The organism is Microcoleus sp. AT9b-C3, assembly GCF_036705485.1.
Lineage (GTDB): Bacteria > Cyanobacteriota > Cyanobacteriia > Cyanobacteriales > Microcoleaceae > Microcoleus.
Genome location: NZ_JAUBUR010000002.1, coordinates 241657 through 264048 on the forward strand (window position 1 = coordinate 241657; position 22392 = coordinate 264048).

At 46.7% G+C, this 22392-nt stretch carries 25 protein-coding genes; 14 read left to right on the forward strand and 11 right to left on the reverse strand.

The genetic code is table 11. The annotated features are described in order from the left end of the window. The first annotated feature begins 652 nt into the window (after positions 1–652). From QUB77_RS02800 to QUB77_RS02810, 3 genes are all read left to right on the forward strand, one after another. On the forward strand, positions 653–3130 hold the full coding sequence (locus QUB77_RS02800) for an ATP-dependent Clp protease ATP-binding subunit (protein WP_333102280.1): 2478 nt from the start codon (positions 653–655) through the stop codon (positions 3128–3130). A 407-nt stretch (positions 3131–3537) separates the two neighbouring features. Then, positions 3538–4131: a signal peptidase I gene (lepB, locus tag QUB77_RS02805; protein ID WP_333173025.1), complete on the forward strand. Its 594-nt coding sequence runs from the start codon at positions 3538–3540 to the stop codon at positions 4129–4131. 246 nt (positions 4132–4377) lie between these two features. Next, positions 4378–4701, forward strand: a complete 324-nt coding sequence (locus QUB77_RS02810) for a DUF1825 family protein (protein ID WP_190661255.1) — start codon at positions 4378–4380, stop codon at positions 4699–4701. 155 nt (positions 4702–4856) lie between these two features. On the opposite strand, the gene QUB77_RS02815 is transcribed toward QUB77_RS02810, so the two are convergent. Further along, positions 4857–6776: a transglycosylase domain-containing protein gene (locus QUB77_RS02815; RefSeq protein WP_333173022.1), complete on the reverse strand. Its 1920-nt coding sequence runs from the start codon at positions 6774–6776 to the stop codon at positions 4857–4859. A 308-nt stretch (positions 6777–7084) separates the two neighbouring features. Here QUB77_RS02815 and tyrS point away from each other — a divergent pair, with 308 nt between their 5' ends. Beyond that, positions 7085–8317 carry a tyrosine--tRNA ligase gene (tyrS, locus tag QUB77_RS02820; RefSeq protein ID WP_333173018.1) on the forward strand — a complete coding sequence of 411 codons (1233 nt, stop codon included), beginning with the start codon at positions 7085–7087 and terminating at the stop codon, positions 8315–8317. A gap of 42 nt (positions 8318–8359) precedes the next feature. Then, positions 8360–9070: an orotidine-5'-phosphate decarboxylase gene (gene pyrF / locus QUB77_RS02825; protein ID WP_333173016.1), complete on the forward strand. Its 711-nt coding sequence runs from the start codon at positions 8360–8362 to the stop codon at positions 9068–9070. Between the two features lie 174 nt (positions 9071–9244). Here the strand turns inward: pyrF and QUB77_RS02830 are convergent, their stop codons facing one another. The 3 genes from QUB77_RS02830 to QUB77_RS02840 form a co-directional block, all read right to left on the reverse strand. After that, positions 9245–9604 carry a transcriptional regulator gene (locus QUB77_RS02830; RefSeq protein ID WP_333173014.1) on the reverse strand — a complete coding sequence of 120 codons (360 nt, stop codon included), beginning with the start codon at positions 9602–9604 and terminating at the stop codon, positions 9245–9247. Continuing rightward, a complete protein-coding gene (locus QUB77_RS02835) occupies positions 9597–9935 on the reverse strand; it encodes a type II toxin-antitoxin system RelE/ParE family toxin (RefSeq protein WP_333173012.1) in 339 nt (112 codons plus the stop codon). Before QUB77_RS02835 ends, QUB77_RS02830 begins: the two co-directional genes overlap by 8 nt. Before the next feature lie 160 nt (positions 9936–10095). Continuing rightward, on the reverse strand, positions 10096–11634 hold the full coding sequence (locus tag QUB77_RS02840) for a serine/threonine-protein kinase (RefSeq protein ID WP_333173010.1): 1539 nt from the start codon (positions 11632–11634) through the stop codon (positions 10096–10098). Positions 11635–11905: 271 nt separating this feature from the next. Here QUB77_RS02840 and QUB77_RS02845 point away from each other — a divergent pair, with 271 nt between their 5' ends. After that, on the forward strand, positions 11906–12433 hold the full coding sequence (locus tag QUB77_RS02845) for a hypothetical protein (protein ID WP_333173008.1): 528 nt from the start codon (positions 11906–11908) through the stop codon (positions 12431–12433). Between the two features lie 62 nt (positions 12434–12495). On the opposite strand, the gene QUB77_RS02850 is transcribed toward QUB77_RS02845, so the two are convergent. Further along, positions 12496–13182, reverse strand: coding sequence for a uracil-DNA glycosylase (locus tag QUB77_RS02850; RefSeq protein ID WP_333173006.1), 687 nt, complete (start codon positions 13180–13182; stop codon positions 12496–12498). Between the two features lie 168 nt (positions 13183–13350). On the opposite strand from QUB77_RS02850, the gene QUB77_RS02855 reads away from it, so the two are divergent. Further along, on the forward strand, positions 13351–14022 hold the full coding sequence (locus QUB77_RS02855; RefSeq protein ID WP_333173003.1) for a phosphoribosyltransferase family protein: 672 nt from the start codon (positions 13351–13353) through the stop codon (positions 14020–14022). A gap of 42 nt (positions 14023–14064) precedes the next feature. Continuing rightward, the gene (locus tag QUB77_RS02860; protein WP_190661269.1) at positions 14065–14355 is read left to right on the forward strand and encodes a hypothetical protein; all 291 of its coding nucleotides are present in this window, start codon (positions 14065–14067) and stop codon (positions 14353–14355) included. Between the two features lie 128 nt (positions 14356–14483). On the opposite strand, the gene QUB77_RS02865 is transcribed toward QUB77_RS02860, so the two are convergent. After that, complete coding sequence (locus QUB77_RS02865; RefSeq protein WP_333173001.1) at positions 14484–14855, reverse strand: VOC family protein; 372 nt, start codon at positions 14853–14855, stop codon at positions 14484–14486. A 46-nt stretch (positions 14856–14901) separates the two neighbouring features. Beyond that, positions 14902–15519 (reverse strand): histidine phosphatase family protein, encoded by a 618-nt coding sequence (locus QUB77_RS02870; RefSeq protein ID WP_333172999.1) that lies wholly within the window; start codon positions 15517–15519, stop codon positions 14902–14904. A gap of 55 nt (positions 15520–15574) precedes the next feature. On the opposite strand from QUB77_RS02870, the gene QUB77_RS02875 reads away from it, so the two are divergent. Next, a complete protein-coding gene (locus QUB77_RS02875; RefSeq protein WP_333172997.1) occupies positions 15575–16045 on the forward strand; it encodes a hypothetical protein in 471 nt (156 codons plus the stop codon). 101 nt (positions 16046–16146) lie between these two features. On the opposite strand, the gene QUB77_RS02880 is transcribed toward QUB77_RS02875, so the two are convergent. Further along, positions 16147–16473, reverse strand: a complete 327-nt coding sequence (locus tag QUB77_RS02880; protein ID WP_333172994.1) for a hypothetical protein — start codon at positions 16471–16473, stop codon at positions 16147–16149. Positions 16474–16890: 417 nt separating this feature from the next. Between QUB77_RS02880 and QUB77_RS02885 the strand changes: the two genes are divergently transcribed. The 4 genes from QUB77_RS02885 to QUB77_RS02900 all read left to right on the forward strand — a co-directional run bounded on the left by QUB77_RS02885 (position 16891) and on the right by QUB77_RS02900 (position 19366). Beyond that, entirely contained in the window at positions 16891–17226 is a 336-nt protein-coding gene (locus QUB77_RS02885) for a hypothetical protein (RefSeq protein ID WP_333322825.1), read from the forward strand. Between the two features lie 306 nt (positions 17227–17532). Next, positions 17533–18360, forward strand: coding sequence for a PHP domain-containing protein (locus QUB77_RS02890; protein ID WP_333172989.1), 828 nt, complete (start codon positions 17533–17535; stop codon positions 18358–18360). Positions 18361–18560: 200 nt separating this feature from the next. Next, complete coding sequence (locus QUB77_RS02895) at positions 18561–18770, forward strand: CsbD family protein (RefSeq protein WP_333068835.1); 210 nt, start codon at positions 18561–18563, stop codon at positions 18768–18770. Positions 18771–19141: 371 nt separating this feature from the next. After that, positions 19142–19366, forward strand: a complete 225-nt coding sequence (locus tag QUB77_RS02900; RefSeq protein ID WP_333172985.1) for a DUF433 domain-containing protein — start codon at positions 19142–19144, stop codon at positions 19364–19366. Between the two features lie 7 nt (positions 19367–19373). Here the strand turns inward: QUB77_RS02900 and xseB are convergent, their stop codons facing one another. Together xseB and xseA are read right to left on the reverse strand one after the other, a co-directional pair. Continuing rightward, a complete protein-coding gene (gene xseB / locus QUB77_RS02905; protein ID WP_333172983.1) occupies positions 19374–19601 on the reverse strand; it encodes an exodeoxyribonuclease VII small subunit in 228 nt (75 codons plus the stop codon). Then, the gene (gene xseA, locus QUB77_RS02910; RefSeq protein ID WP_333172980.1) at positions 19598–20767 is read right to left on the reverse strand and encodes an exodeoxyribonuclease VII large subunit; all 1170 of its coding nucleotides are present in this window, start codon (positions 20765–20767) and stop codon (positions 19598–19600) included. The genes xseB and xseA overlap by 4 nt, the downstream gene beginning before the upstream one ends. A 251-nt stretch (positions 20768–21018) precedes the next feature. Here xseA and QUB77_RS02915 point away from each other — a divergent pair, with 251 nt between their 5' ends. Beyond that, positions 21019–21759 carry a hypothetical protein gene (locus QUB77_RS02915; protein WP_333172977.1) on the forward strand — a complete coding sequence of 247 codons (741 nt, stop codon included), beginning with the start codon at positions 21019–21021 and terminating at the stop codon, positions 21757–21759. On the opposite strand, the gene gmk is transcribed toward QUB77_RS02915, so the two are convergent. Then, entirely contained in the window at positions 21756–22325 is a 570-nt protein-coding gene (gmk, locus tag QUB77_RS02920; RefSeq protein ID WP_333172975.1) for a guanylate kinase, read from the reverse strand. The two genes, QUB77_RS02915 and gmk, sit on opposite strands and share 4 nt — an antisense overlap. Positions 22326–22392: the final 67 nt, after the last annotated feature.

The following is a 22392-nucleotide window of genomic DNA, read 5'->3' on the forward strand; positions in this document are numbered from 1 at the left end:
ACTTTTAAGTCAGACGAGTTAACGACCCAAGCACTCTGCTACGAAAGCAATGTCTTGAACCGTGCAGAGTAGAGTATAGTCTGAGGCAAACTCCTCGGAGTGTAGCAACACTCACTAATTGCTCAGGAGCGAGCGCACAACTGACAACAGGAAGAATACCCAAATCTTCAACGAATCGGGGGCAAAATTTTAGATAAAGAAAGCCCAGCTCGCTGTCGCCATCCCAAACCAGCATATTCGGGAGATGGGCAACAGCTTAAGGGTGAGTTTAGGGGATCGATCGTGAATCTAACTAATAAGTTTTGTACAAAAGCCGTCCTGTACTTCGAGAATTATCACCTTTGCACCTGCAGGACAGCCAAAAAGATTGTGCTAGAATCCATCAATACGCAGTCGTAGGTTGGGCACGGGCCGAGAAGAGCAATCTTCTTGCAGTCTAGGGGAGGTTGTAGGTCAGCCACCATTTGGGTCTTCCCAGTTGAAAGCCACCCTGCAACATGAGCCTGGAATCTGCAACCGCAGCCGAGTGCGGCAGATAGGTTGGGAGTGTCGCGCTAGAATAAGCAGTACGAGTTAACACTCGAACACAAACGCTCGTTGTGCGAGCGTGACCTCGAAACGGGCACATAGCAGCAGGTGATGGGAATAAATCATGTTTGAACGCTTCACAGAAAAAGCAATAAAAGTAATCATGTTGGCCCAGGAAGAAGCTCGCCGCCTGGGTCACAACTTCGTAGGGACAGAACAGATCCTCCTGGGTCTGATCGGAGAAGGAACCGGGGTTGCAGCTAAAGTCCTCAAATCAATGGGCGTCAACCTGAAAGACGCGCGCATTGAAGTGGAAAAAATCATCGGGCGCGGTTCCGGCTTCGTAGCAGTCGAAATTCCGTTCACCCCCCGCGCCAAGCGGGTTCTAGAACTATCCCTAGAAGAAGCTCGCCAACTCGGACACAACTATATAGGTACTGAACACCTGCTGCTGGGCCTGATCCGCGAAGGTGAAGGAGTAGCGGCCAGAGTCTTAGAAAACCTGGGAGTAGACTTGTCGAAAGTCCGCACCCAAGTGATTCGGATGCTGGGAGAAACCGCAGAAGTCGCAGCCACTGGCGGCGGCGCTCGCACCAAAACCCCAACCCTGGATGAATTCGGCGCCAACCTGACTCAAATGGCGGTCGATGGCAAACTAGACCCAGTAGTCGGACGCCAAAAAGAAATCGAACGGGTAATTCAAATCCTCGGTCGCCGCACCAAAAATAACCCGGTGCTCATCGGGGAACCCGGAGTAGGCAAAACCGCGATCGCCGAAGGTTTGGCCCAGCGCATCGCTAACAACGACATCCCAGATATCCTTGAAGAAAAGCGCGTCGTTACCCTCGACATCGGCTTGCTGGTGGCCGGGACGAAATACCGGGGCGAATTTGAAGAACGCCTCAAAAAAATCATGGACGAAATCCGCACAGCGGGTAACGTGATTTTGGTGATTGACGAAGTGCACACTTTGATCGGTGCAGGTGCGGCTGAAGGGGCGATCGACGCGGCAAACATTCTCAAGCCGGCTTTGGCAAGAGGCGAACTCCAGTGTATCGGCGCTACTACCCTCGACGAGTACCGCAAGCACATCGAGCGCGATGCAGCCCTAGAACGGCGCTTCCAGCCCGTGATGGTCGGCGAACCGACCGTTGACGAGACGATCGAGATTCTCTTCGGTCTGCGGGAACGCTACGAACAGCACCACAAGCTGAAAATATTGGATACAGCCCTCGAAGCTGCAGCCAAACTCTCGCATCGGTACATCTCCGATCGCTTCCTACCAGACAAAGCAATTGACTTGGTAGACGAAGCAGGTTCTAGAGTCCGCCTGATCAACTCCCAACTGCCTCCCGCAGCCAAAGAACTTGACAAAGAACTCCGCCAAGTCCTCAAAGATAAAGACGAAGCGGTGCGTTCTCAAGACTTTGACAAAGCCGGCGAATTGCGCGATCGGGAAATGACCATCAAAGCCGAAATTCGCGCTATTTCCCAAGCCAAAAAAACCGACTCTGCCCGCACCGGCGAAACCGACCCATCGCCAGTAGTTACTGAAGAAGACATTGCTCAAATCGTGGCAAGCTGGACGGGCGTACCGGTTAACAAACTGACCGAATCCGAATCCGAAAAGCTCCTGCACATGGAAGATACCTTGCACCAGCGCTTGATCGGGCAGGAAGAAGCAGTGAAAGCCGTTTCCCGCGCCATCCGTCGCGCTCGCGTTGGCTTGAAAAATCCCAATCGCCCGATCGCCAGTTTCATCTTCTCTGGCCCCACAGGCGTCGGCAAAACCGAACTTACCAAAGCCCTAGCAGGCTACTTCTTCGGTTCCGAAGACGCGATGATTCGGTTGGATATGTCCGAATACATGGAACGGCACACCGTCTCCAAACTCATCGGTTCTCCGCCTGGGTACGTCGGCTACAACGAAGGCGGCCAACTCACAGAAGCAGTCCGCCGCCGTCCTTACACCGTCGTGCTGTTCGACGAAATCGAAAAAGCCCACCCCGATGTCTTCAATATGCTGCTGCAAATATTGGAAGACGGCCGCTTAACAGATGCCAAAGGTCGCACCGTAGACTTCAAAAATACGCTGCTGATTATGACCTCAAACATCGGTTCTAAGGTGATTGAAAAAGGCGGCGGCGGCCTCGGTTTCGAGTTCAGCGACAACCAAGCCGATGCTAATTACAACCGCATTCGTTCTTTGGTTAACGAAGAACTCAAAAACTACTTCCGCCCCGAATTCCTCAACCGACTCGACGAAATTATCGTCTTCCGCCAGTTGAACAAGGAAGAAGTCAAGGAAATCGCGGTCATCATGCTCAAAGAAGTGTTCAGTCGTTTGACAGAACAGGGAATCACCCTGGAAGTGACCGAAAAATTCAAAGAACGGCTGGTAGAAGAAGGCTACAACCCCAGCTACGGAGCCAGACCCCTGCGCCGCGCTATCATGCGGTTGTTGGAAGACAGTTTGGCTGAGGAAATCCTTTCTGGCCGCATCAAAGACGGTGACACCGCTGTTGTGGATGTGGGCGAGGACGGAATTGTTAAGGTGCTGCAAGGTCAAAAGCGGGAATTGCTGCCCCAAGGCGCTGAGTAAGTTTGAGTAAGTGCGATTTCGAGTTAAGTTTGGAAATAACCAATCTCGCAGTCGAAAACAACTCAAAATCTTCACATAGAAAAGGTAGAGAATTTAAATTCTCTGCCTTTTTTATGAGTTAATATCAAGGGTAGACATTATTGTAGAAATTTTTGATTGATAAGGAAACCGCAGATAAACGCAGATAAACGCAGATAATTTTAAGACTGTTTGCCAAGGGATGCACTTCAAGTCTAGTAATTAACAGCGAGATACTTCAACGGTAAGCTGTACAGCATTTAAATTGTATATTTTGGGCGGGTTCGCGTGTCCAGCCTGCTCGTGGTTTGATTATTTCTTGAGATGCAATTTAAATGCTGAGGAGCTTAATTAGATAATTAGTGGCAACTATATATCGGAGGACTTTCATGACATCTGAAAAAAACAATTTGGGTACAAAAGTAGCAGAAAATTCGCCTGAAACTTGGTGGCAGAAAGCGTGGAAGTCGCAGCGAGAAAATCTTCAGATAGTGATTATTGCTTTGAGTTTAGCAATAGTGATTCGAGCTTTGGTCGCCGAACCGCGCTACATACCCTCAGATTCTATGGTACCCACTTTGCACGTGGGCGATCGCGTCGTAGTCGAAAAAATCTCCTACTACCTCGAACCTCCCAAAACTGGCGACATCGTAGTATTTGCCCCGCCCGAAAAGTTGCAAGAACAAGGCTTTACCCAAGACCAAGCATTCATCAAGCGGGTAATTGGCTTACCTGGTCAAACCGTCGCCGTTAAACAAGGTTTAGTTTATCTCAACGACCAACCCCTCGTCGAAAAATATATTGCCGAACCTCCTCAATACCAGTGGGGGCCTTATCGCGTCCCAGAAAATGAATACTTTGTGATGGGAGACAACCGCAACAACAGCAACGACTCCAGCAGGTGGGGATTTTTACCTAAGCAGAATATCATCGGCCGCGCTGTAGTGCGGTTTTGGCCTCTAGAACGCATCGGGCAAGTTTGAAGTCAGTTGACTGTTGACAGTTGACTGTTGACAGTTGACTGTTGACAGTTGACTGTTGACATCGCAAGTCCAATGCTCTTCGGCCCAATGCCCAATGCCCACGCCTTATGCTGTACGGAAATTTCTACTTATTCTTGTACCTTGAGGGGTAGGGACTTCCTCCGGCAACTGATAAAATGGTACAAAAAGCAGCGGGGTTTCTCGCCTCGATCAAAATTAGTTGAATATTAAAAAATTAGGAAAGCTATGGGATTTTTTGATTCAGAAATTGTTCAGCAAGAAGCCAAGCTGTTGTTTGAAGACTATCAATCTCTCATCAAACTAGGTGGCAATTACGGCAAATTCGATCGCGAAGGCAAGAAAATGTTCATCGCTCAGATGGAATCAATGATGGAGCGCTACCGTATTTTTATGAAGCGCTTTGAGCTGTCTGAGGACTTCATGGCTCAGATGACGGTAGAGCAGTTAAAAACACAGCTCAATCAATTTGGCATCACGCCCCAGCAGATGTTCGATCAAATGAACTCAACGCTGGAGCGGATGAAATCTGAGCTGGAAAAACAATCCTAGTGAGCAGAAGGAAGAAGGAAGAAGGAACAAGGAAGAAGGAACAAGGAAGAAAAAGAAAGTATTCCCAATGCCCAATGCCCAAGGCCCAATGCCCAATGCCCAATACCCCATGCCCAATGCCTAATCCCTAATGATTAATGACTAATGACTGATAGTTAAGGCCGCTCAAAAGATGAAGCAGGTTTGAAACTTTCTGCGGGAACTCCCTGCAAAGCTTGGCTCATAAAATCACGCCAAACAGGGGCGACAATCCCACCGCCAGTAGCACCGTAGCTCATCGGTCTATAATTGTCGTTGCCCATCCAAACAGCCACCGACAACTGCGGCACGTAACCCACAAACCAGATATCCCGTTCTGAGGAAGTTGTACCAGTTTTCCCAGCAGCCGGCCGACCAAGTTGAGCCGCCCTTGCCGTTCCGCTGGTAATTACCCCTTGCAGGGCGCTGTTGACAGATGCCGCCGCCCAGGAATTGAGAACTAATTTGGGTTTGGGCGTATTGTCGAGCAAGACGTTGCCACTGCTGTCAGTGACTTGCACGATAAATGTGGTGTCAGAATGCCAGCCGTTGTTCGCGAAGGTAGCAAAAGCTCCGGCCATTTCTAAAGGAGTGAGGTCAACGGCACCCAAGGGCAAAGAAATCACCGGTTCCATCGGACTTCTGATGCCGAGCACGCGACAAATCTCAATCACTTTATTCAATCCGACTTCTTGACCAAGCTTGACGGCGGGAATGTTGAGAGAGACTTCCAAAGCTCTGCGGATGCTGACTGCACCGGAGAAGCCACCGCCGTAGTTTTGAGGGTAGTAGTAGCCGTCGCCGTCGCGGTAGCCGACAGGGGAGTCGTAGACAATTGAATCCGGGCCGTATTTGCCGCTAGCAAAGGCAGCGTAGTAGATAAAAGGCTTAAAAGAAGATCCGGGCTGGCGGCGTGCTTGAATGGCGCGGTTGAACTGGCTCTTTTCGTAATCGACGCCGCCCACCATTGCTTTGACGAAGTGGGTTCGGGGATCTACGGCGGCTAGGGCAATTTGCCCTTGCTCGCGATCGTAAAATAGCCCTTGGTAGTAAAGCCGATTGTGCCACGCTTTGACGGTTTCTTCGGCTATGCGCTGCATTTTGAGGTCGATCGTGGTTTGAACGCGCATTCCTCCCTTAACCACGGCATCTCGCCCGAAACGCCTTGTCAGTTCCTGGACTACGGCTTGTGTTACGTAAGGAACTTGAGAGCCGCCAAAAGAGGTAATTTTGCCTAGCTTAATTTTTTCTTGGCGGGCAGCAGTCTCTTGGGCGGGCGTAATCCATTTAAGATCCTTCATGCGGCCTAAAACGAGGGTTTGCCGCTCTTTTGCCAACTTGTAATTGACGAAAGGACTGTATTCTTCGGGGGCCGAAATTAAGCCGGCCAGCATCGCTGCTTCCGAAAGAGTCAAATTACTTGCTGATTTGTTGAAATAGCTTCGAGAGGCTGTCTCTACGCCGTACAAGTTGTGACCTAAGTAGATTTGATTCAGGTATAGTTGCAGAATTTGGTCTTTGTTGAGAATTTGCTCCAAGCGGATAGACATTACCGCTTCAGCTACCTTGCGACTAAATTTTGACTGGGGAGATAGAAACAAGTTTTTGACTAGCTGCATAGTCATAGTCGAGCCGCCTTCAACGGTTCGACCTTTCTCTAGGTTAACTAGGAGAGCTCGGGCTATCCCGCCGGGGTTGATGCCTTTGTGGGTAAAGAAGTTGCTATCTTCGATCGCCAGAACAGCTCGTTTCAGGTGCGGGGAGATTTGGTCAAGAGGTACGACATCCCGGTTGGCTTCGTCGTGGATGCTGGCTAGCGGCTTGCCGTTGATGTCGTAAATGTGGGTAGTTTCGGTGGGAGAGTAGGTTTGCAAGATCCGAACATCTGGCAAATTGCGGAAGCTGATCGCTAAGCCAACCAGTCCACCAGCGACTACGGAACTGGCAAGCATTGTCATGCTGAGTATGGTTCCGGCGGTCACTTTACTGACTGACTGAACAAACTCGAATACGGGGGCTGAGTTTTCCGTGTTATTGCGGACGGCGTTGGTTGACACGTGGATTTCACTTCCTCACTCGATTTGGGGTTTAAGACTTTTAATTTTAGATGCGAACCCTAGAGACTGTCAGTCGATTTTAGATTTTAGATTTTAGATTTTAGATTGATTCCACAGATGAATCTGGGAGTTTGAACAAGAGTCTAAAATTTGGGGATCTCCACGACTGTTGTCGGGGGCTGGTATCCGTTTTTGGGCGGGGTCAGCTAATGAAAGCCGGTCAGCTTTGGGATTATAGTAGCTTGATAGTTATGTTTTTATGCGTCAACCAGTGAGTGTAACTAATTCTGCTGCACTTTAGCAAAACTATGATGAACGATCGCTCCCCGATGATAACTCCTAACCTTTCAGCGCTTTACCGCGGCGTCAGCGAGATTTTTCCAGATCGACCTGATTCTAGCAACCCTGACGAAAATTTAGCCCAACTGCTGGCAAAAGTCGATCGACCTTTGCGCGTCAAACTCGGAATTGACGCCACAGGGGCGGACATTCACTTGGGACACAGCATTTGCTTCCGCAAGCTGCGGGCTTTTCAAGATGCCGGTCACACAGCGGTACTGGTCATCGGAGATTTTACCGCAAGAATTGGCGATCCGACAGGGAAGTCGGAGATGCGTAGCCAGTTGACGGCCGAACAAGTGGCGGAAAATGCCAAGACTTATTTAGACCAAGTGCGTCCGATTCTAGATTTTGACACACCAGGACGTTTGGAAATTCGCTATAACTCCGAGTGGTTGTCAAAATTGGACATGGCGAAGATTTTGGAACTGCTAGGCACGATGACGGTGCAGCAGATGCTCGCTAAAGAGGGATTTGATAACAGGATGCAGCAGGAAAATGCGATTTTCCTGCACGAGTTTCTGTATCCAGTAATGCAGGGTTACGATTCAGTAGTCTTGGAAGCGGATGTGGAGTTGGGCGGAACCGACCAAAAGTTTAATATTGCGGTGGGGAGAGATTTGCAGCGACATTTTGGGATGAAACCGCAGTTTGGTTTGCTGATGCCGATTTTGATCGGGACTGACGGGGCGCAGAAGATGTCGAAGTCTTTGAACAATTATGTGGGTTTGTCGGAAGACCCGCTGACTATGTATTCTAAGTTGGAGAAAATTGCTGATAGTTCGATCGCCCAATATTTTGAACTATTGACAGATTTGCCACTTGATGAATTGCCAGAAAATCCGCGAGAAAAACAGAAACTTTTGGCTGTGGATGTGGTGCGGCAGTATCGCGGTTCGGAAGCGGCGGATCGCGCACAACAAGATGCAATGGCGCTGGTTAAAGGTGCTGCGGGACAAGCTGATGCTGTGGCGGAGTTTTCTTTGGCAAGTGTGCAGTTTCCGGCTAAGTTGTTTTATATTCTGAGTGCTAGCGGGCTTTGTAAAAGTAGCGGTGAGGCGCGGAAGTTGATGCAGGGCGGCGGGGTGAAGTTGGAGGGCGATCGGGTTTCTGATGTTAATCTTACTTTTGAATCACCGACTGATTTAGGCGGTAAGGTTTTGCAGGTTGGGAAGAATAAGTTTGTGCGATTGGTGCCTTGAATCTCTTTTTTAACCGCAGATGAATACTGAAGATGAACGCTGATGAACGCTGATAATCGAATTATTGTTGCTTTGGATGTTTCGAGTCAAGAAGAGGCGATCGCACTTCTGGACAAACTGCCACAAGTATCTTTCTGGAAAGTGGGTTTGGAACTGTTTGTGAGCTCCGGGCCGGGGATTTTGGAAATTTTAAAACAGCGGGAAAAGCGGATTTTTCTCGATTTGAAGTTTCACGATATCCCGAATACTGTGGCTGGCGCTTGTCGGGTTGCTGCTAAGTATAATGTGGATTTATTGACTATCCATTCTACTTGTGGTAAAGATGCTTTGAAAGCGGCACAGTTGGCTTTGACTGAAGGGGCGGCCGCTGTGGATAAACCGAGTCCTAAGTTGATTGCAATTACTCTATTGACGAGTTTGAATTCGCGACAGTTGGCTTTTGAGTTGAAAATACCTTTGGAGTTGCCAGAATATGCTTTGCACATGGCATTGTTGGCTAAGGAAACGGGTTTAGCTGGGGCTGTTTGTTCTCCGCAAGAAGTGGAACAGTTAAGAATGAGTTGCGGGGATGATTTTTTGTTGGTTTGTCCGGGGGTGCGTCCGAAATGGGCGGATGGGGGCGATCAAAAACGATCGATGACTCCGAAGGCTGCTTTGAAAGCTGGTGCGGATTATCTGGTGATTGGGCGGCCGATTACTGCTGCGGATGATCCGGTGGCGGCTTTTACCCGTATTTGTGAAGAGTTGGGATAAAAATAGGAATGTGTTTTTTAACCGCAGATGAACGCCGATGAACGCCGATAGAATTTTATCTGCGTTCATCTGTGTTTATCTGCTGATATCTGCCGTTGGCGAAAAGAAATTAAGCTGCTATTACAGCCGATCGCAAAATAGCTAGTTTCTACTCTTTAGTAATTTGGTAAGATGTTAAAATTTACAACTCTCGACGCGAGATGGGGATTCTAGCATTGATGCGTCTGGAGGCTTAGCTTGACTAACTGCAATATCTGTCTTTAATCCTAAAGCCTTCAGCAAACCAATAAATCGGTAAATCTCTTCTCCCCCTGATGCTTTCAGCAATTCCTCAAGTTTCTCCCAATTCTGTTGTTCATCTTCAGTCATTATAGAAATTTTATCTTGAGCTTTAACTACGTCTTTGAGTACCGTCAGTAACAGTTCAGATTCCGGTTCTTTTTCTTCTAAGATTGCTTGAATATAAGCAGCAGCTTCTTCAATTTGTTGGAGGGATTTAATCAGATAGTCATGGTAGCTATGAGTTTTAGGCATCGTTTCTACTCCTAAATTCTATCCAGTATTCTTTGGCTTTGCGAATATCTCGATCTTGGGTACTTTTATCTCCACCGCAGAGAAGCAGTACAATAGTTGAGTCTCTTTCTCCAAAATAAACCCGGTAGCCTGGACCGCAGTCAATTTTTAACTCAAAAACACCCTCTCCTACTGATTTACAGTCTCCTAAATTACCAAGAGCAACTCGCTGAAGTCTACCTTTTATTTTAGCTTTCCCTTCGCGATCGCGCAAAGAATCAAGCCAGTCTTCAAAAGGGATTTTTCCCTCTAAGGTTTCATAGGTTTGAATTTCTCTCGGTTGGACTTCCATGATTTCATTTAATACAAACCTTAGCGTCAATCGATAAAATTTTAGCTCATTCCGGTCAGTGCCAGGTATCGCAAACTTAGACAGCGCATGGTTTCGTGGTTTTTAACGAAGCTTTTTTTATAAATCTTAATGAAAGCCAGAAATGCTTAGATGTTACAGTCTACAAGTCTCGACGCGAGAGAAGAGAACCCCACACCAGACCCCCCAGACCACACCGCACCCAACCGCCCCCCACCCCCCACCCCAACGACCCCACCGGGAGGTGAGCTTCTGGTGCTTTCTCTGAAAAAGTGACGTTGTTGTAGTACAGCCATTCGTTTTTATTTCTCCAACCTACGCGCTCGCCAAACGCTTCCCATATTTTTATATCATATTCCCTACTTCCCCCCAGGCTTTGATAGATACGCTTCTGCACCGAAAAGCCGAAGCGCCCGTTGCTGTATTTTACCCAAAGTTGGTCAATCATTCGCAAGTCTTCGCAGGGAAATTTATCTATTATTGATGAATCATTCAGGCATCCTTGTTGTTCCCTACCCGCCATTTTGATCATCACTCTCGCCGTTTCCTTGTCCGCCTCTTTCCACTTTCCTGCTGCTAATAAATCTCGCAATTTTCTATAATCGACCCGCACCGCAGAAACTAATTGTACCTCATTAGTCTGCTGTTTAGGCATCCCCTCATTAGCCACCTGTTTAAGCATGATCTCACTAGCTGCCTGTTTGGCTATCACCTGTATTTGATTAGATGCTACTGGTGAAGACTGAAAAGGTTTTGGTTGAGGTTTAGCTGATATTTGAGTAGGTGATACTGACACATGATTAAGAGCTTGCAATACTTCTGCTGCTGATTGATAACGCGAACCCACTGGAAACAGGAGCATTTTATCTAATACTTTACCCAAGTCATTGCTGAGATAAAGTGCTTTATTTCTCCACACCCATTGCATTTGCATCGGATCGAAAAGTTCGTCAGCCAAAGTTCCATTTTTCTCGTCCAGTAAACACCCGGTTAATAACCGAATGCACGTGACACCAAGACTGTACAGGTCACTCGCTGGAAAAACATGACCTTGCATTTGTTCCGGTGCCGCATAGCCAGGAGTTCCAGTCACAGTTCCCACTCTAGTCAAAACACTACCGCTCAATTCCTTAGCAACTCCAAAGTCAATCAAGACTAGAGAACCGTGAGAATTTCTAATAATGTTATCCGGCTTAATATCTCGGTGAATTACTTTTTGCTTGTGAACAAAATCTAATATCGGTAGCAATTCTGTCAGTAATTGCTTAATCTGTTTTTCGCTAAACTTTCCCTGCTGCTGTAATTCTTTTAATAAATCCTCACCGTCAATAAATTCTTGTACTAAATAGAACCGCTTATCTTGTTCAAAAAATGCCAATAAATCAGGGATTTGAGGATGTTTACCCAAATCTCGCAGTCTCACTGCTTCTTGTTTGAATAACTCCGTCGCTTTCTGAATAGTTGCACTCCCTTGTAGTTGCGGGAGAAATTGTTTAATCACACAGATTGTATCCAGTCGATGTTCGTCTACGGCTTTGAATGTACGGCCGAAACCACCTTCGGAAATGTATTGAACTGCACGGTATCTGTCTCCGAGTAGCAGTTTGTTTCCGCAGCGTTGGCAGAATTTGGTGAGGGATGGGTTTTGATGCAGGCAATCAGGATTAAGGCATTGACTCATAAAAAATTCTTAGTTTCACAATTTTAAGAGTAACACAATTTACAGGTTGTTACTGTTACAATGCGTAAGTTGTGTCCGTTATTAAATATTTGCCTTCGTGCAGTTGTTTTCCCGGTGCCCAGTGCTGCATATTGCTGTAGTATGGTGTGTAGATACAGGATATTGTAGCAGATGAGCCTTGCTTTGATAATTGGCGGAGGAAGATCGATGAGGAGTATTTTGGCGGTTGAATGTATTTCTGATAAGTAGGATTTTGGCTGCGATGGTTAGAATGCCAACTCTGGCAGTTAATTTTGTGACAAATCATACTAACAGTATTAATGCCAGTCGGTATGGTTTGTTAGTGCGATCGCCCTGTCCCGCTGATTTAGAAGCTTTGGTCGATCGCCTGTTGCAAGATTTGCCGAGTTATGCTAATCGCGTAATTGTGCGATCGCACTTTTCTTCTAACAAAAACACACCGTCCGGTTACGCGCTGCCTCAAATAATTTTAGCAGGCCGCCCGGAGTTTGAACCGTTACCTTTAAATTCTGGGGATGCAATTCCTGACAATGCTAGTCAAGTTTTCATTACTACTTTGGAACGCCAGTATCGCGGGGGAAAACCAGTCGAAATTCAGCAATATCATTGGTTATTTTTCACTAAAACCGAGAACGGCTGGGAGTTGGCAAAAATCGTTTCTCGGTTTGGTACTGCGGCGGATATTCGTCCTTTATTAGGTCAAGATAGTGACAGCGAAATTGCTGAGGCTATTCGTTTGTGGTTGCGCGATTGTCGTGCAAAGGGGGCGGGTTTTTGAGATTGTGGGTAAATAGCAGAGATTGTTGGTGAAACCCACCCCGACAAATCAACAACAATTGATTATAATTGTTCTTTGAATTCGTCTAGTTTAGCCTTGATTATTTGCATATCTTGCCACATATACCATTTCGGAGTTTCCGGTTCGCGGGAGGGGTTTCGCAGCAAGTACGACGGGTGAAAAATTGGCATACACAAACGATTTTCCCATTCAATCCATTGACCTCGGATTTTACTAATTGGTCGCTTGTCGCTCAACAAACCTTTGAGGGCTGTGGCACCGGTTAATAAAATGATTTTGGGGTCTAAGATACGAATTTGTTCGAGCAAGTATGGTTTGCAAGCTTCGATTTCTTTGGCTGTCGGAGGGCGGTTGTTGGGAGGGCGACATTTGATGACGTTGGCAATGAATACGTCGGTTTCTGCACTCAATCCCACGGATTCTAAAATCTTATCTAACAGTTTGCCCGATCGCCCGACGAAGGGCAATCCGGTTTCGTCTTCGTTTTGTCCGGGGGCTTCTCCCACAATCAAAATTGAGGCTTGAGGATTGCCGCGCCCGATGACGGCGTGAGTGCGGCTGTTGCCCAATTCGCAGCGGTAGCAGCGATTGCAGTGTTCGCCGATTTGTTCCATATTTTGATAAGTGCCGGGAGGGATGGGAATTTTGGCATTTGCTGGTATTGAGTCTGTTTGGAAACTGGCACTTTGATTGTTGTCAAAAAGGCTGAGTTGCAAGTCGCTGGACATACATTTTACAATTAGGGAGATATTTTGGAGTCTAGAGTTTATAGTTTAGATCGGGTTTGGTGATTTGAGATTGGCTAGAAGCTTGTGTGCGATGTTGTCAATCGCACAATCTCCAATTAAGACTGGCACAATCTCCAATTGTTTGGTTGAGCTCGTACAGGCAAAAATATGTTCTCTAACCCGTTTTTTGACGATCGCGCCGATGCAGGCGAAAAACTGGCCGAGGCAGTTGTGGACGAGTTCGGCAAGTTGAGTTTAATGACACAGAAGGCGGTGAAACCGATTGTTTACGCCTTGCCGCGCGGGGGTTTGCCCGTTGCTGTGCCGATTGCGCGCCGCTTGGGCTGTCCTTTGGATGTGGTTGTTGCCAAGAAAATTACTCGCCCAGATAATTTAGAATTGGCGATCGGGGCTGCAACTGCTGACGGTCACGTCCTCTGGGAAAAGCAAAAGCAGCACAATTTACGCTTGCAAAAATCAGCCCTGCCCCTAGCCCAAAATAATGCTCAATCTCTGCTGGCAGATTTGTCTCCGGGACGCCCAAATATCAGTGCGGCTGGGGCTTTGGCGATTTTGGTAGATGACGGCATTGCTACGGGGATGACGATGGCTGTGGCGGCTAAGGCTTTGGAGTCGCAGCAACCGCTGGCTTTGTGGATTTGCGCGCCTGTCGCCCCGGCAGATTTGATGGGATTTTTGGCGCAGATGGGCGATAAGTTGATCGTTCTGGAGACTCCTCACCCTTTTTACAGTGTCAGTCGCTTTTATGGGCAATTTCCGCAGGTTGAGACGGCGGAGGCTTTGGCGTGTTTGCAGCAACAAACTGAATGGCGATCTTAGGTTAAGCTAGAAGGCTAAATCTAAAAGCTCGAGCGCTAAAACATGAGACCTTGGCAATATTGGTTGGACACTTTGATTCTGTCTACTCAGCACAATCCGCCTCGCTTTGTTGAGTTGGTAATGTTGACTTTGGCGATGATTTTGCTCGGGCTGTGGAGTGTAACATTGCAGTGGCAGTATTTAACGCTGTCTCTGAGTTATATAATTGGTTCGTCTTTTTCAATTTTGGTGCGGGAATCCATCGGCCCACGACCTCAATTTCAGCTAACTCACCTGACAGCCTTGTTGTTATTAATTATCAGTTTTTATAGTTTTGCTGAACTGATTAGGTAGTTGATGTTTTTTTTGACGAACCGCGAAGACGGGAAGAACCACAGGCGGGACGCCTGTTCCACAAAGAAAGAGAAGAGGATAGAAGAGGAGATCGAGAGTTCACAAATCATTAGCCATCCTCCTACATTCTAATGGGATTGATGTAAAATTATGCGGTTGCCGGCAGGATCGAAGGCATAGATTTCTAGACCGTGAGAAGCTTTAATAATTTCTCCGGCGGGCGGATATCCTAAAGCCCAAATTCGGGCGATCGCAGTTTCGATATCGCTGACTTCCAAACACAGACTCATGCCTGTTTTGGCTCGATTTGCAAATTCCGATTTGTGGGAATCTTTGGGTTTGAATATGCCGATTCTTAAGCCGGGGAGTTGAAATTCAGCATAAGTATTGGGAATGTAAGGGTTTGGTTCTATGTCGAGAAATTTTGTGTAAAATTTAACGAGAACTTCCTTATCAATGTCTGCTAAAGTCACTAGGGCGGCGCTGTATTGGAAACTCATATAAATTGGGAATGGGTAATTGATAATATTATAACTTTTTATTTATTTAAAATCCTCCAATTCGTCCGACTATTTGGATTTTACCTTGTCGAGATCCTTTGAGAATTACAGCTTCGCCACTTTGCGGTACAATATCAGTAATCGCGGTAATATTTACTTGATGAGTTACCATAATAACCGCGCCTTTAGTGTTGCGGTTGTCAACAATCAACTTGCGGATTGCTGCTGTTTGTCTGGCTTCTTTGCTGCTGTCGCTAAAGAACGAGTTCAACGCTGGGAACGGTTCGACGCCTAAATTTATCAGTTTTGCTGTTTCCAAACACCGACACCACTGACTCGATAAAACTCTAGCCACTTTGATGTTGCGGTTGCGAAATTCGGCTGCAATTTGCTTGGCTTGGGTTCTTCCTTGTGCTGATAAATTGCGCTGGGTGGAACAGTCACCTAACTTAAAGTTAGCAGGATCGCCGGTGCCTGGGGCGATCGCGTGTCGCATTGCTACCACCAGCCCCGTCTCGCCCCGCTGCAACAATTGCCACCCTGCTTGAGTTTGCGCGTTGGTTGCTGCGTCAGAACTTGCTGTTGCAGTAATTAGGCCGATCGACAATACTAAAGCTAGCGATCCGAAAAACCATTTCCAGTTGAGGTAAATTCGCCCCGCCATTGTTCCAGAAGTTAGAAATTAACTTATCATATTATAATACAACAAATATTGCTCTATGGAACTCACCAATTTTATTGCTCTCTCTGTCATTATTGCCCTCGTGCTGGGGATTGGGTTTGGAACAATGACTTGGGCTTACTTCGGCAATGGCAGCATTTCTGTACTCTTTAAAGAACCAATTTTAACTTACCCAGAATTTCCAGATACCGACAGCGGCCGTAAAGCTTATGTTTATTTTCAACAAGGAATTGAGGCTTATCAGTCGGGAAATTACCGCAAAGCTAAAGATAAATTTACCAGCGCTGTAGAACAAGTTTCAACTTTGGCAGAAGCTTACCACAATCGCGGCTTAGCTTGTGCAAATTTGCGATCGGATGAGGAGGCTGTTCCAGATTTGATCCGTGCCAGCGAATTATACCAACAGCAAGGGGCTGGATTTGCGATCGACACGATTAAACAAAATCTTGCCGCCTTGAAGCAGCGCAAATTAGAACGAGAAAAACAAAAAGCAATACCCACAGGTTGAAACACTCCCACTATGCAGTTGTAAGGTGCGCAGTGCGCACCTACAAGTAGAGGCTGTGCGTAAGTCCTAAAAGAGTCAAAATTTAATATTCTCCCTTGATTTTAAACTTGTCTCTCATCTTCTATTTGATCGATTTTAGCAATCATCATTTCTCGGCTAGGTGCCACCACTCGATAATTAGTAATGGGATCGTAAGCTTCCCACTCTTGAGTCACTTCGCTGTCTTGCCACAAAAACCATTCCCGGTAAATTTCGCCGTCATCAATGTCGCCGCACAATGGCAGCCAATCATCTCCTCCCAAATTATCAAAATCTCCTCCTACTAAGTCAATCCAAGCTGTAAGGATACAAGAGTCAATAGCATTATTATTAACAGTGACTGCGTTAGAGTAAAGAGAAGTTTCGGGAAAACAAAGTGTGGATTTCATAACCTGTACCTGAATGTTATGTTATTAATTTATAAAAAAATCCTCTACGTCAGCGACAGCAGAATGCCACTATCCTAACCTCCACAGTTCCCACCTCGAAAAACCTTGACACCCAAAGCGCTCAAATTCTTCTGGTGTATGACTTAAGAGCGCTTTGAGTCAAGTCGCTAGACAGGCTAAATTGAGCCACTTTGCCAAGTGGCATACAAGAAAGCCCGATCGACAAAATATGGCTGGCGAAGGAGCTCGCGTATTGAGGATCGAAGACAGCGCGACTGCCAATTGTATACTTGGTAAGTTGCCGAGTTTCAGTACAGTTTTTGTGATAAAATTAGCAGTAACCTGACTTTCGTACCGACGACCTGGTTTGGTCAAAAGCTTTGCAACGAGCTTTCCAACAGTGGTGCGATCGCCAGTTTGGATTTATTGTTAATTTTGCCAAGTCGCGATCGACTGTTAGGGGAAAAAATTATGCAAGCAACCAACCAAGAAAGAAATATCGATCTGACAATCCACTATACCAACGGTAAACAGCAACACTTCCAGTTCATTGCGCCAGAGGGAACAGTAGGAGAGCAAGCAACTTTAGGCACTCGCCTGCACAGAATGTTGACTGCAGACCCGATAATTCTCGAATTGGCAGATAAACTGGTAGTTATCCCAGTTCACAACATACAAAGTATTGAAATATCGCCGGTTCCTCCCAAATTGCCAGAGGGTGTCATTCACCCAATGCGAGAAATCAAGAAATAGCTAAGGTGTTCTGCATCCAAATTCAACTGCAAAGGCGGACAGGATGCTCACCCTACGAAAATTTTTAATAAACAAAAAGGTACAAACTTAAAGCGGGACAACTTATTACAGCTCACAGATTTAAATCACCCAAAAAATTGTTACTTGCAGTGAAATTAGTTCCGCCAGGAAAAACCTAATAGTATACAAGATCCCACCCCTTATATCATTACTCATTCCCAATCTAAAATCTAAAATCTAAAATCTAAAATCGCATGAGTGAGGGGAATAATTGCAGGTTTCGCAGACTTTAACTTACCGAAAAAAATGCTAGAGCTCCACTGTCACACAACTTATTCCGACGGCACTCTCACCCCTGCCGCACTTGTAGCCGCCGCCACATCTTCGGGGGTTCGCGCCTTGGCAATCACCGATCACGATACGATGTCGGGTTGGGATGAAGCCTTCGCCGCCGCTGCTTTGTACGGTATCGAAATCGTGCCAGGACTCGAACTCAGTACAGTTCACAACGGCCGATCGCTGCACATTTTAGGTTTTTATCCCGATGCCAATAAGTTGCGCGTTCCTTTGAACGATCGCCTGCAAGGAAGGTTTCGCCGATCGCAGGAAATGGTCGAAAAATTAGCAGCAATGGGATACGCGATCGAACTGCCAAAAACATCCCCAGGAATGGCACCGGGAAGGCCTCATATTGCCTCTGCACTTGTAAAAGCCGGTCACGCGAAATCATCGCGGGAAGCATTCGATCGCTGGCTGGGAGATGACGGCCCGGCTTACGTGCATTACGAGAAATTCTCGATCGTCGAAGGGATTGATTTACTGAAAAGTTGTGGCGCAGTCCCAGTTTGGGCTCACCCTTATTTATTTCGCGGCGGCGCTGTTGAGGAAGTCTTAAAAGAATTAGTAGATGCGGGTTTAATGGGAGTTGAAGTATACCATCCCAGCCACAGTTCTAGCCAAATCCAAAAGTTGAAAGATTTGTGCCTTCATTACGGTTTGCTGGCAACGGGTGGCAGCGATTATCACGGCCCCGATCCGGAAAGGAAAGCAGCAGATAGCACCCAACTGAATATGCTGCATTTACCGTTAGAATTGCTGGAACCGATTAAAGTTGCTGCGGCGAGTTTGAAATAGTTGTTTAGCACGAATTTTGCCGATGTATACAGGTGTCAAAAAAAATAACCCTTCGCTTTTTGAGTGAGGAATTTGCACAAAGTAAATCATCAGCAGAAGACCGAGGTCAAGCAGAATATAAATTAATATGAAGCTAAAGGCAATTGCAGGTGAGTAGATTTTAGAATGTTACTAAAGCAACTTGCCAAACGGAGCTTATCATGACTACAGAAGACAGAGCGAAGGCGATCGGCAAAAATTTAGAAGGCAAAGCTCAGGAAATTTTCGGTAATATCACGGGCAACAGAAAAGACCAGGTTGAAGGCAAAGCCAAACAAGCGGAAGCCGCCGCCCGCCACGCAGCAGAAGATGCTAAAAATGCGGTGAGAAATCTGGCAGATAAAGCCAAAAGGTCGATCGACAAATTGTAGAAACCGCGTTATACCAAATCCTGGCTAATAGAATTCGCTTCATATCAAATCCTTTGCTATCAATAGGGTTTGATATGATTTATTTTTGGAATGTGCATAAACGGGGTGACAAGCGAATTTCAAAGGTGGTACCCGCCACGTGATTTATCCGTGGAATCAATCCCAAATCGAAAATCGAAAATCCTCAAGCCCCCGGATTTATCCGTGGGGTCGCCTCTAAAATCTAAAATCTAAAATCGCGCAATCGATTGACTCCTGCGATATCTCTTCAAAAGCGCAATGGAGAAGGCCCGATTGTAAACCCGCCCCCACCCAAGTCAACCCTAAAATTCATTACAATGAATCAATGGAAAATATCTAATTAAAAAGACTTGAATCAAAATAATTTACTGTCTCGCATCTCAATCGACTCGAATATCTGCTTTGGCAAACCCTGTATTCGCGGCCATCGCATTTGGGTTTCTCTGATTCTTGACTTTCTCGCTAGTGGAATGACTCTTAAAGAATTGCTTGAGGAATATCCGGGAATTGAACGAGAAGACGTTTTGGCTTGTATTGCTTATGGAAGAGATAGGAACGATCGTTCTCAATGTTAATCTCCGGTTAAAAATCGGGTTCTGCGACTAAAAGCTCGATCGACAAATCCATCTGTTCCTTCCCCCGCGCCAAAAACCTTTCGCACTCCTGCCAACACTCCACAGCCACCCCAAACTGCTCGAAAACCTCCTCTAGAGGCAACTCTCCCGATTCCACCCGATCGATAATTGCTTCAATTCGATCGACCGTTTCCTCATAATTCCAGTCAGACTGGCGCAACTGCGAATCAATCATAAATTTTCTTCTGCATCCAATACTTCTACAATCTTAACTTTCAGCACGCCCCGACTCAATCTCACAGTCAATTCCTCTCCCAATTCCAAACCGTCAGTTGTGCGGACGATGGTACCGTCACTTTGGATTACGGCCGCATAACCCCTTTGCAATACCGCCGCCGGATTCAGTGCGGATAACTTTTCTTGCAATACTTCCAGTTTACCAGTTGCTTGCCGCAAAGTTCGGGAGGTCGCAGGCAAGCGTTTTAATCGATTTTGTAACAGTTGCAAATGCTCTTCTTCTGTCTGAAATCTGGCCCGCACAGCACTTGCTAAATTGACCATTCGCTGCTTGTGTTCAAAGTAAATATCTGCTAAAATTGGTACAGCTTGAGCGGCAGCCGCAGTCGGAGTGTGGGCTCGTTTATCTGCTACTAAATCGGCGAGAGATTCGTCTCTTTCGTGCCCGATGCCTGTAATAATTGGAATCGCACAATTCGCGATCGCCCTGACAACTCTCTCATCATTAAAACAAGCCAAATCTTCCGCAGAACCGCCGCCGCGCCCTAAAATTATCACATCCGCCCTACCGTCCAATTCTACACGGGCGATCGCGCGGGCGATCGCAGCAGCAGCCAATTCTCCCTGCACTCCTGTCGGCGACAGCAACACCCGCAAACCCGGATATCTTTGGGCTAGAGTCCGCTGAATGTCTCCCCAAGCAGCGCCTGTATCGGATGTCACCACGGCCACAATTTGCGGGTGTGCGGGAATCGGGCGCTTTCTGGCGGGATCGAAGAAACCCTCAGCATCCAAGCGCGATCGCAATTGCTGCAACCGCAAAGCCTGCAATCCTTCCCCAGCCGGTAGCGATTGCACAACAGTCAACTGGTACTCGCCGCGATTTTTGTAAACCCGGATGCTTCCCAAAACCAGCAACTGTTCGCCTTTTTCCGGGATTTGCACCAATTTTTGCCGCTGAGAATTCCACACCACGCAGCGAATAGCAGCGCTTTTGTCGGTGTCGCACAAAGTGAAAAAGCAGCCGCTGGGGTGGTGCGAAACGTTCGACACCTCGCCTGTCAGCCAAACTGATTGCAGGTTGCGATCGCCCTCCAACAATTCTTGCAGGTATGATGTTAGTCCGGCAACAGATAAAGCTGTATCGGGAAGAATTGAAGTCATCCAATTTTAGATTTTAGATTTTAGATTTTAGATTTAGGCTACTATCAATGCTTCGGACAGTGTGCGATTGCCAAGCGTAAAATAAGGGTTTCAGGGCGATTGCCGAAGCGACTTGCTAACGAAAAATCAGGGGTTTCCGACTAGGATATCAAAATAGTCCGGACTATTGTAGTATATCTAAGGTAATTTATTTGTAGGCTGAGCGGGCGATCGTAATTTTAACTGCAAACAAACTAATGATATCAGATATAATGACTTCGATGAATGTGCTGCGCCAAGAGGCTGCGGCGATCGGCATTACTGAGGAAGAAGCCAGAAAATATGGCGACCTCCGACATAAAAGAACTTGGTCTTTGGCGATCGAACATCACCTCTCAATGCAAGATTTTGCCGTTGGCAAAGCCCTCGAAGAGGATCGCATAGAACAATCCTTCACAACTTCCGAAGCAGATTCCTCCAGCGCACTCAACCACTCTCAGACTGCGGAGTCGAAAGACTATGGTATTCAGCTAACTGCGAACCTAGGCGAATCTAGAGCAAGCAAGGAGAACCAAACAGCCTCTGTTGCTTCGCCACAACAGCAAGCAGTAGCAATCGGGCGATCGCACACACATTCCGACCACCGCAGCAACCAAAACCGAGGTTTTAAACAAGTAGTTCAAAATCATATTAAAGCATTAACAATTGCATCCGCCTCCCGCACAAATCTGCCCCATTCACAACTGGGCAATTGGGTTTGTCCTGAGTGTGGGCCGGAGGGCGAATTGGGCTGTTACCTCTGCGCCGGAGAAGGCACTGTAGGGGACATTTCAGCTATTGGCTGGACGCTAGCTTATATGGAAATGCTGGGCTGTTCTGCTCGCGAAATTGAACCGTTGAGAAAAATTTCGCCTTCATTGAATATTCTGGAATTGAATTTAAAAGTTTGTGTTGCTATCAAACAAAGTAGCGAAGTTTTAGCCAGGACGGAGAAATGGGTAATTAGTCATTAGTTACCTGAAAGCTCAACCAAATTAAGTATTGATTCTAGCTTTTTCAAAGCAACTTCCAATTCGTCATTAACCACTTGGAAATCGAATTCCCCTGCCGCTTCAATTTCCTCTTTAGCCCGCACTAACCGACGGGCGATCGCAGTTTCGGAATCTTGACCCCGACTCCGCAGCCGCCGCTCCAATTCTTCCCAAGAAGGAGGTAAAATAAAAATTCGCAGCGCCTGTGGAAAATTATTCCTAATTTGCCTAGCCCCTTCCAACTCAATTTCGAGGATTACCCATTTTCCCTCACCAATTCCTTGCTTGAGACCAAAATAAGGAGTACCGTAAAAATTACCGGCAAACTGGGCCCATTCCGCCAACTCTCCAGCCTCAACCATTTGTTCAAAGCGGCTGCGGCTGACAAAATAGTAGTGCTGTCCCTCAATTTCTCCCTCACGGGGCTCACGAGTTGTCACCGATACCGAAAGATACAATTCGGGATGGCGATTGAGGAGCGATCGTACTAAGGTGCCTTTCCCCACACCGCTAGGCCCCGTCAGAACAATTAATTTACCAGATTTCATCTTTAGAATAGAAACGTGTAACAATTTAAGTTTCTGCTTACTTTAGACTGTAAACGCTCAAATTGCA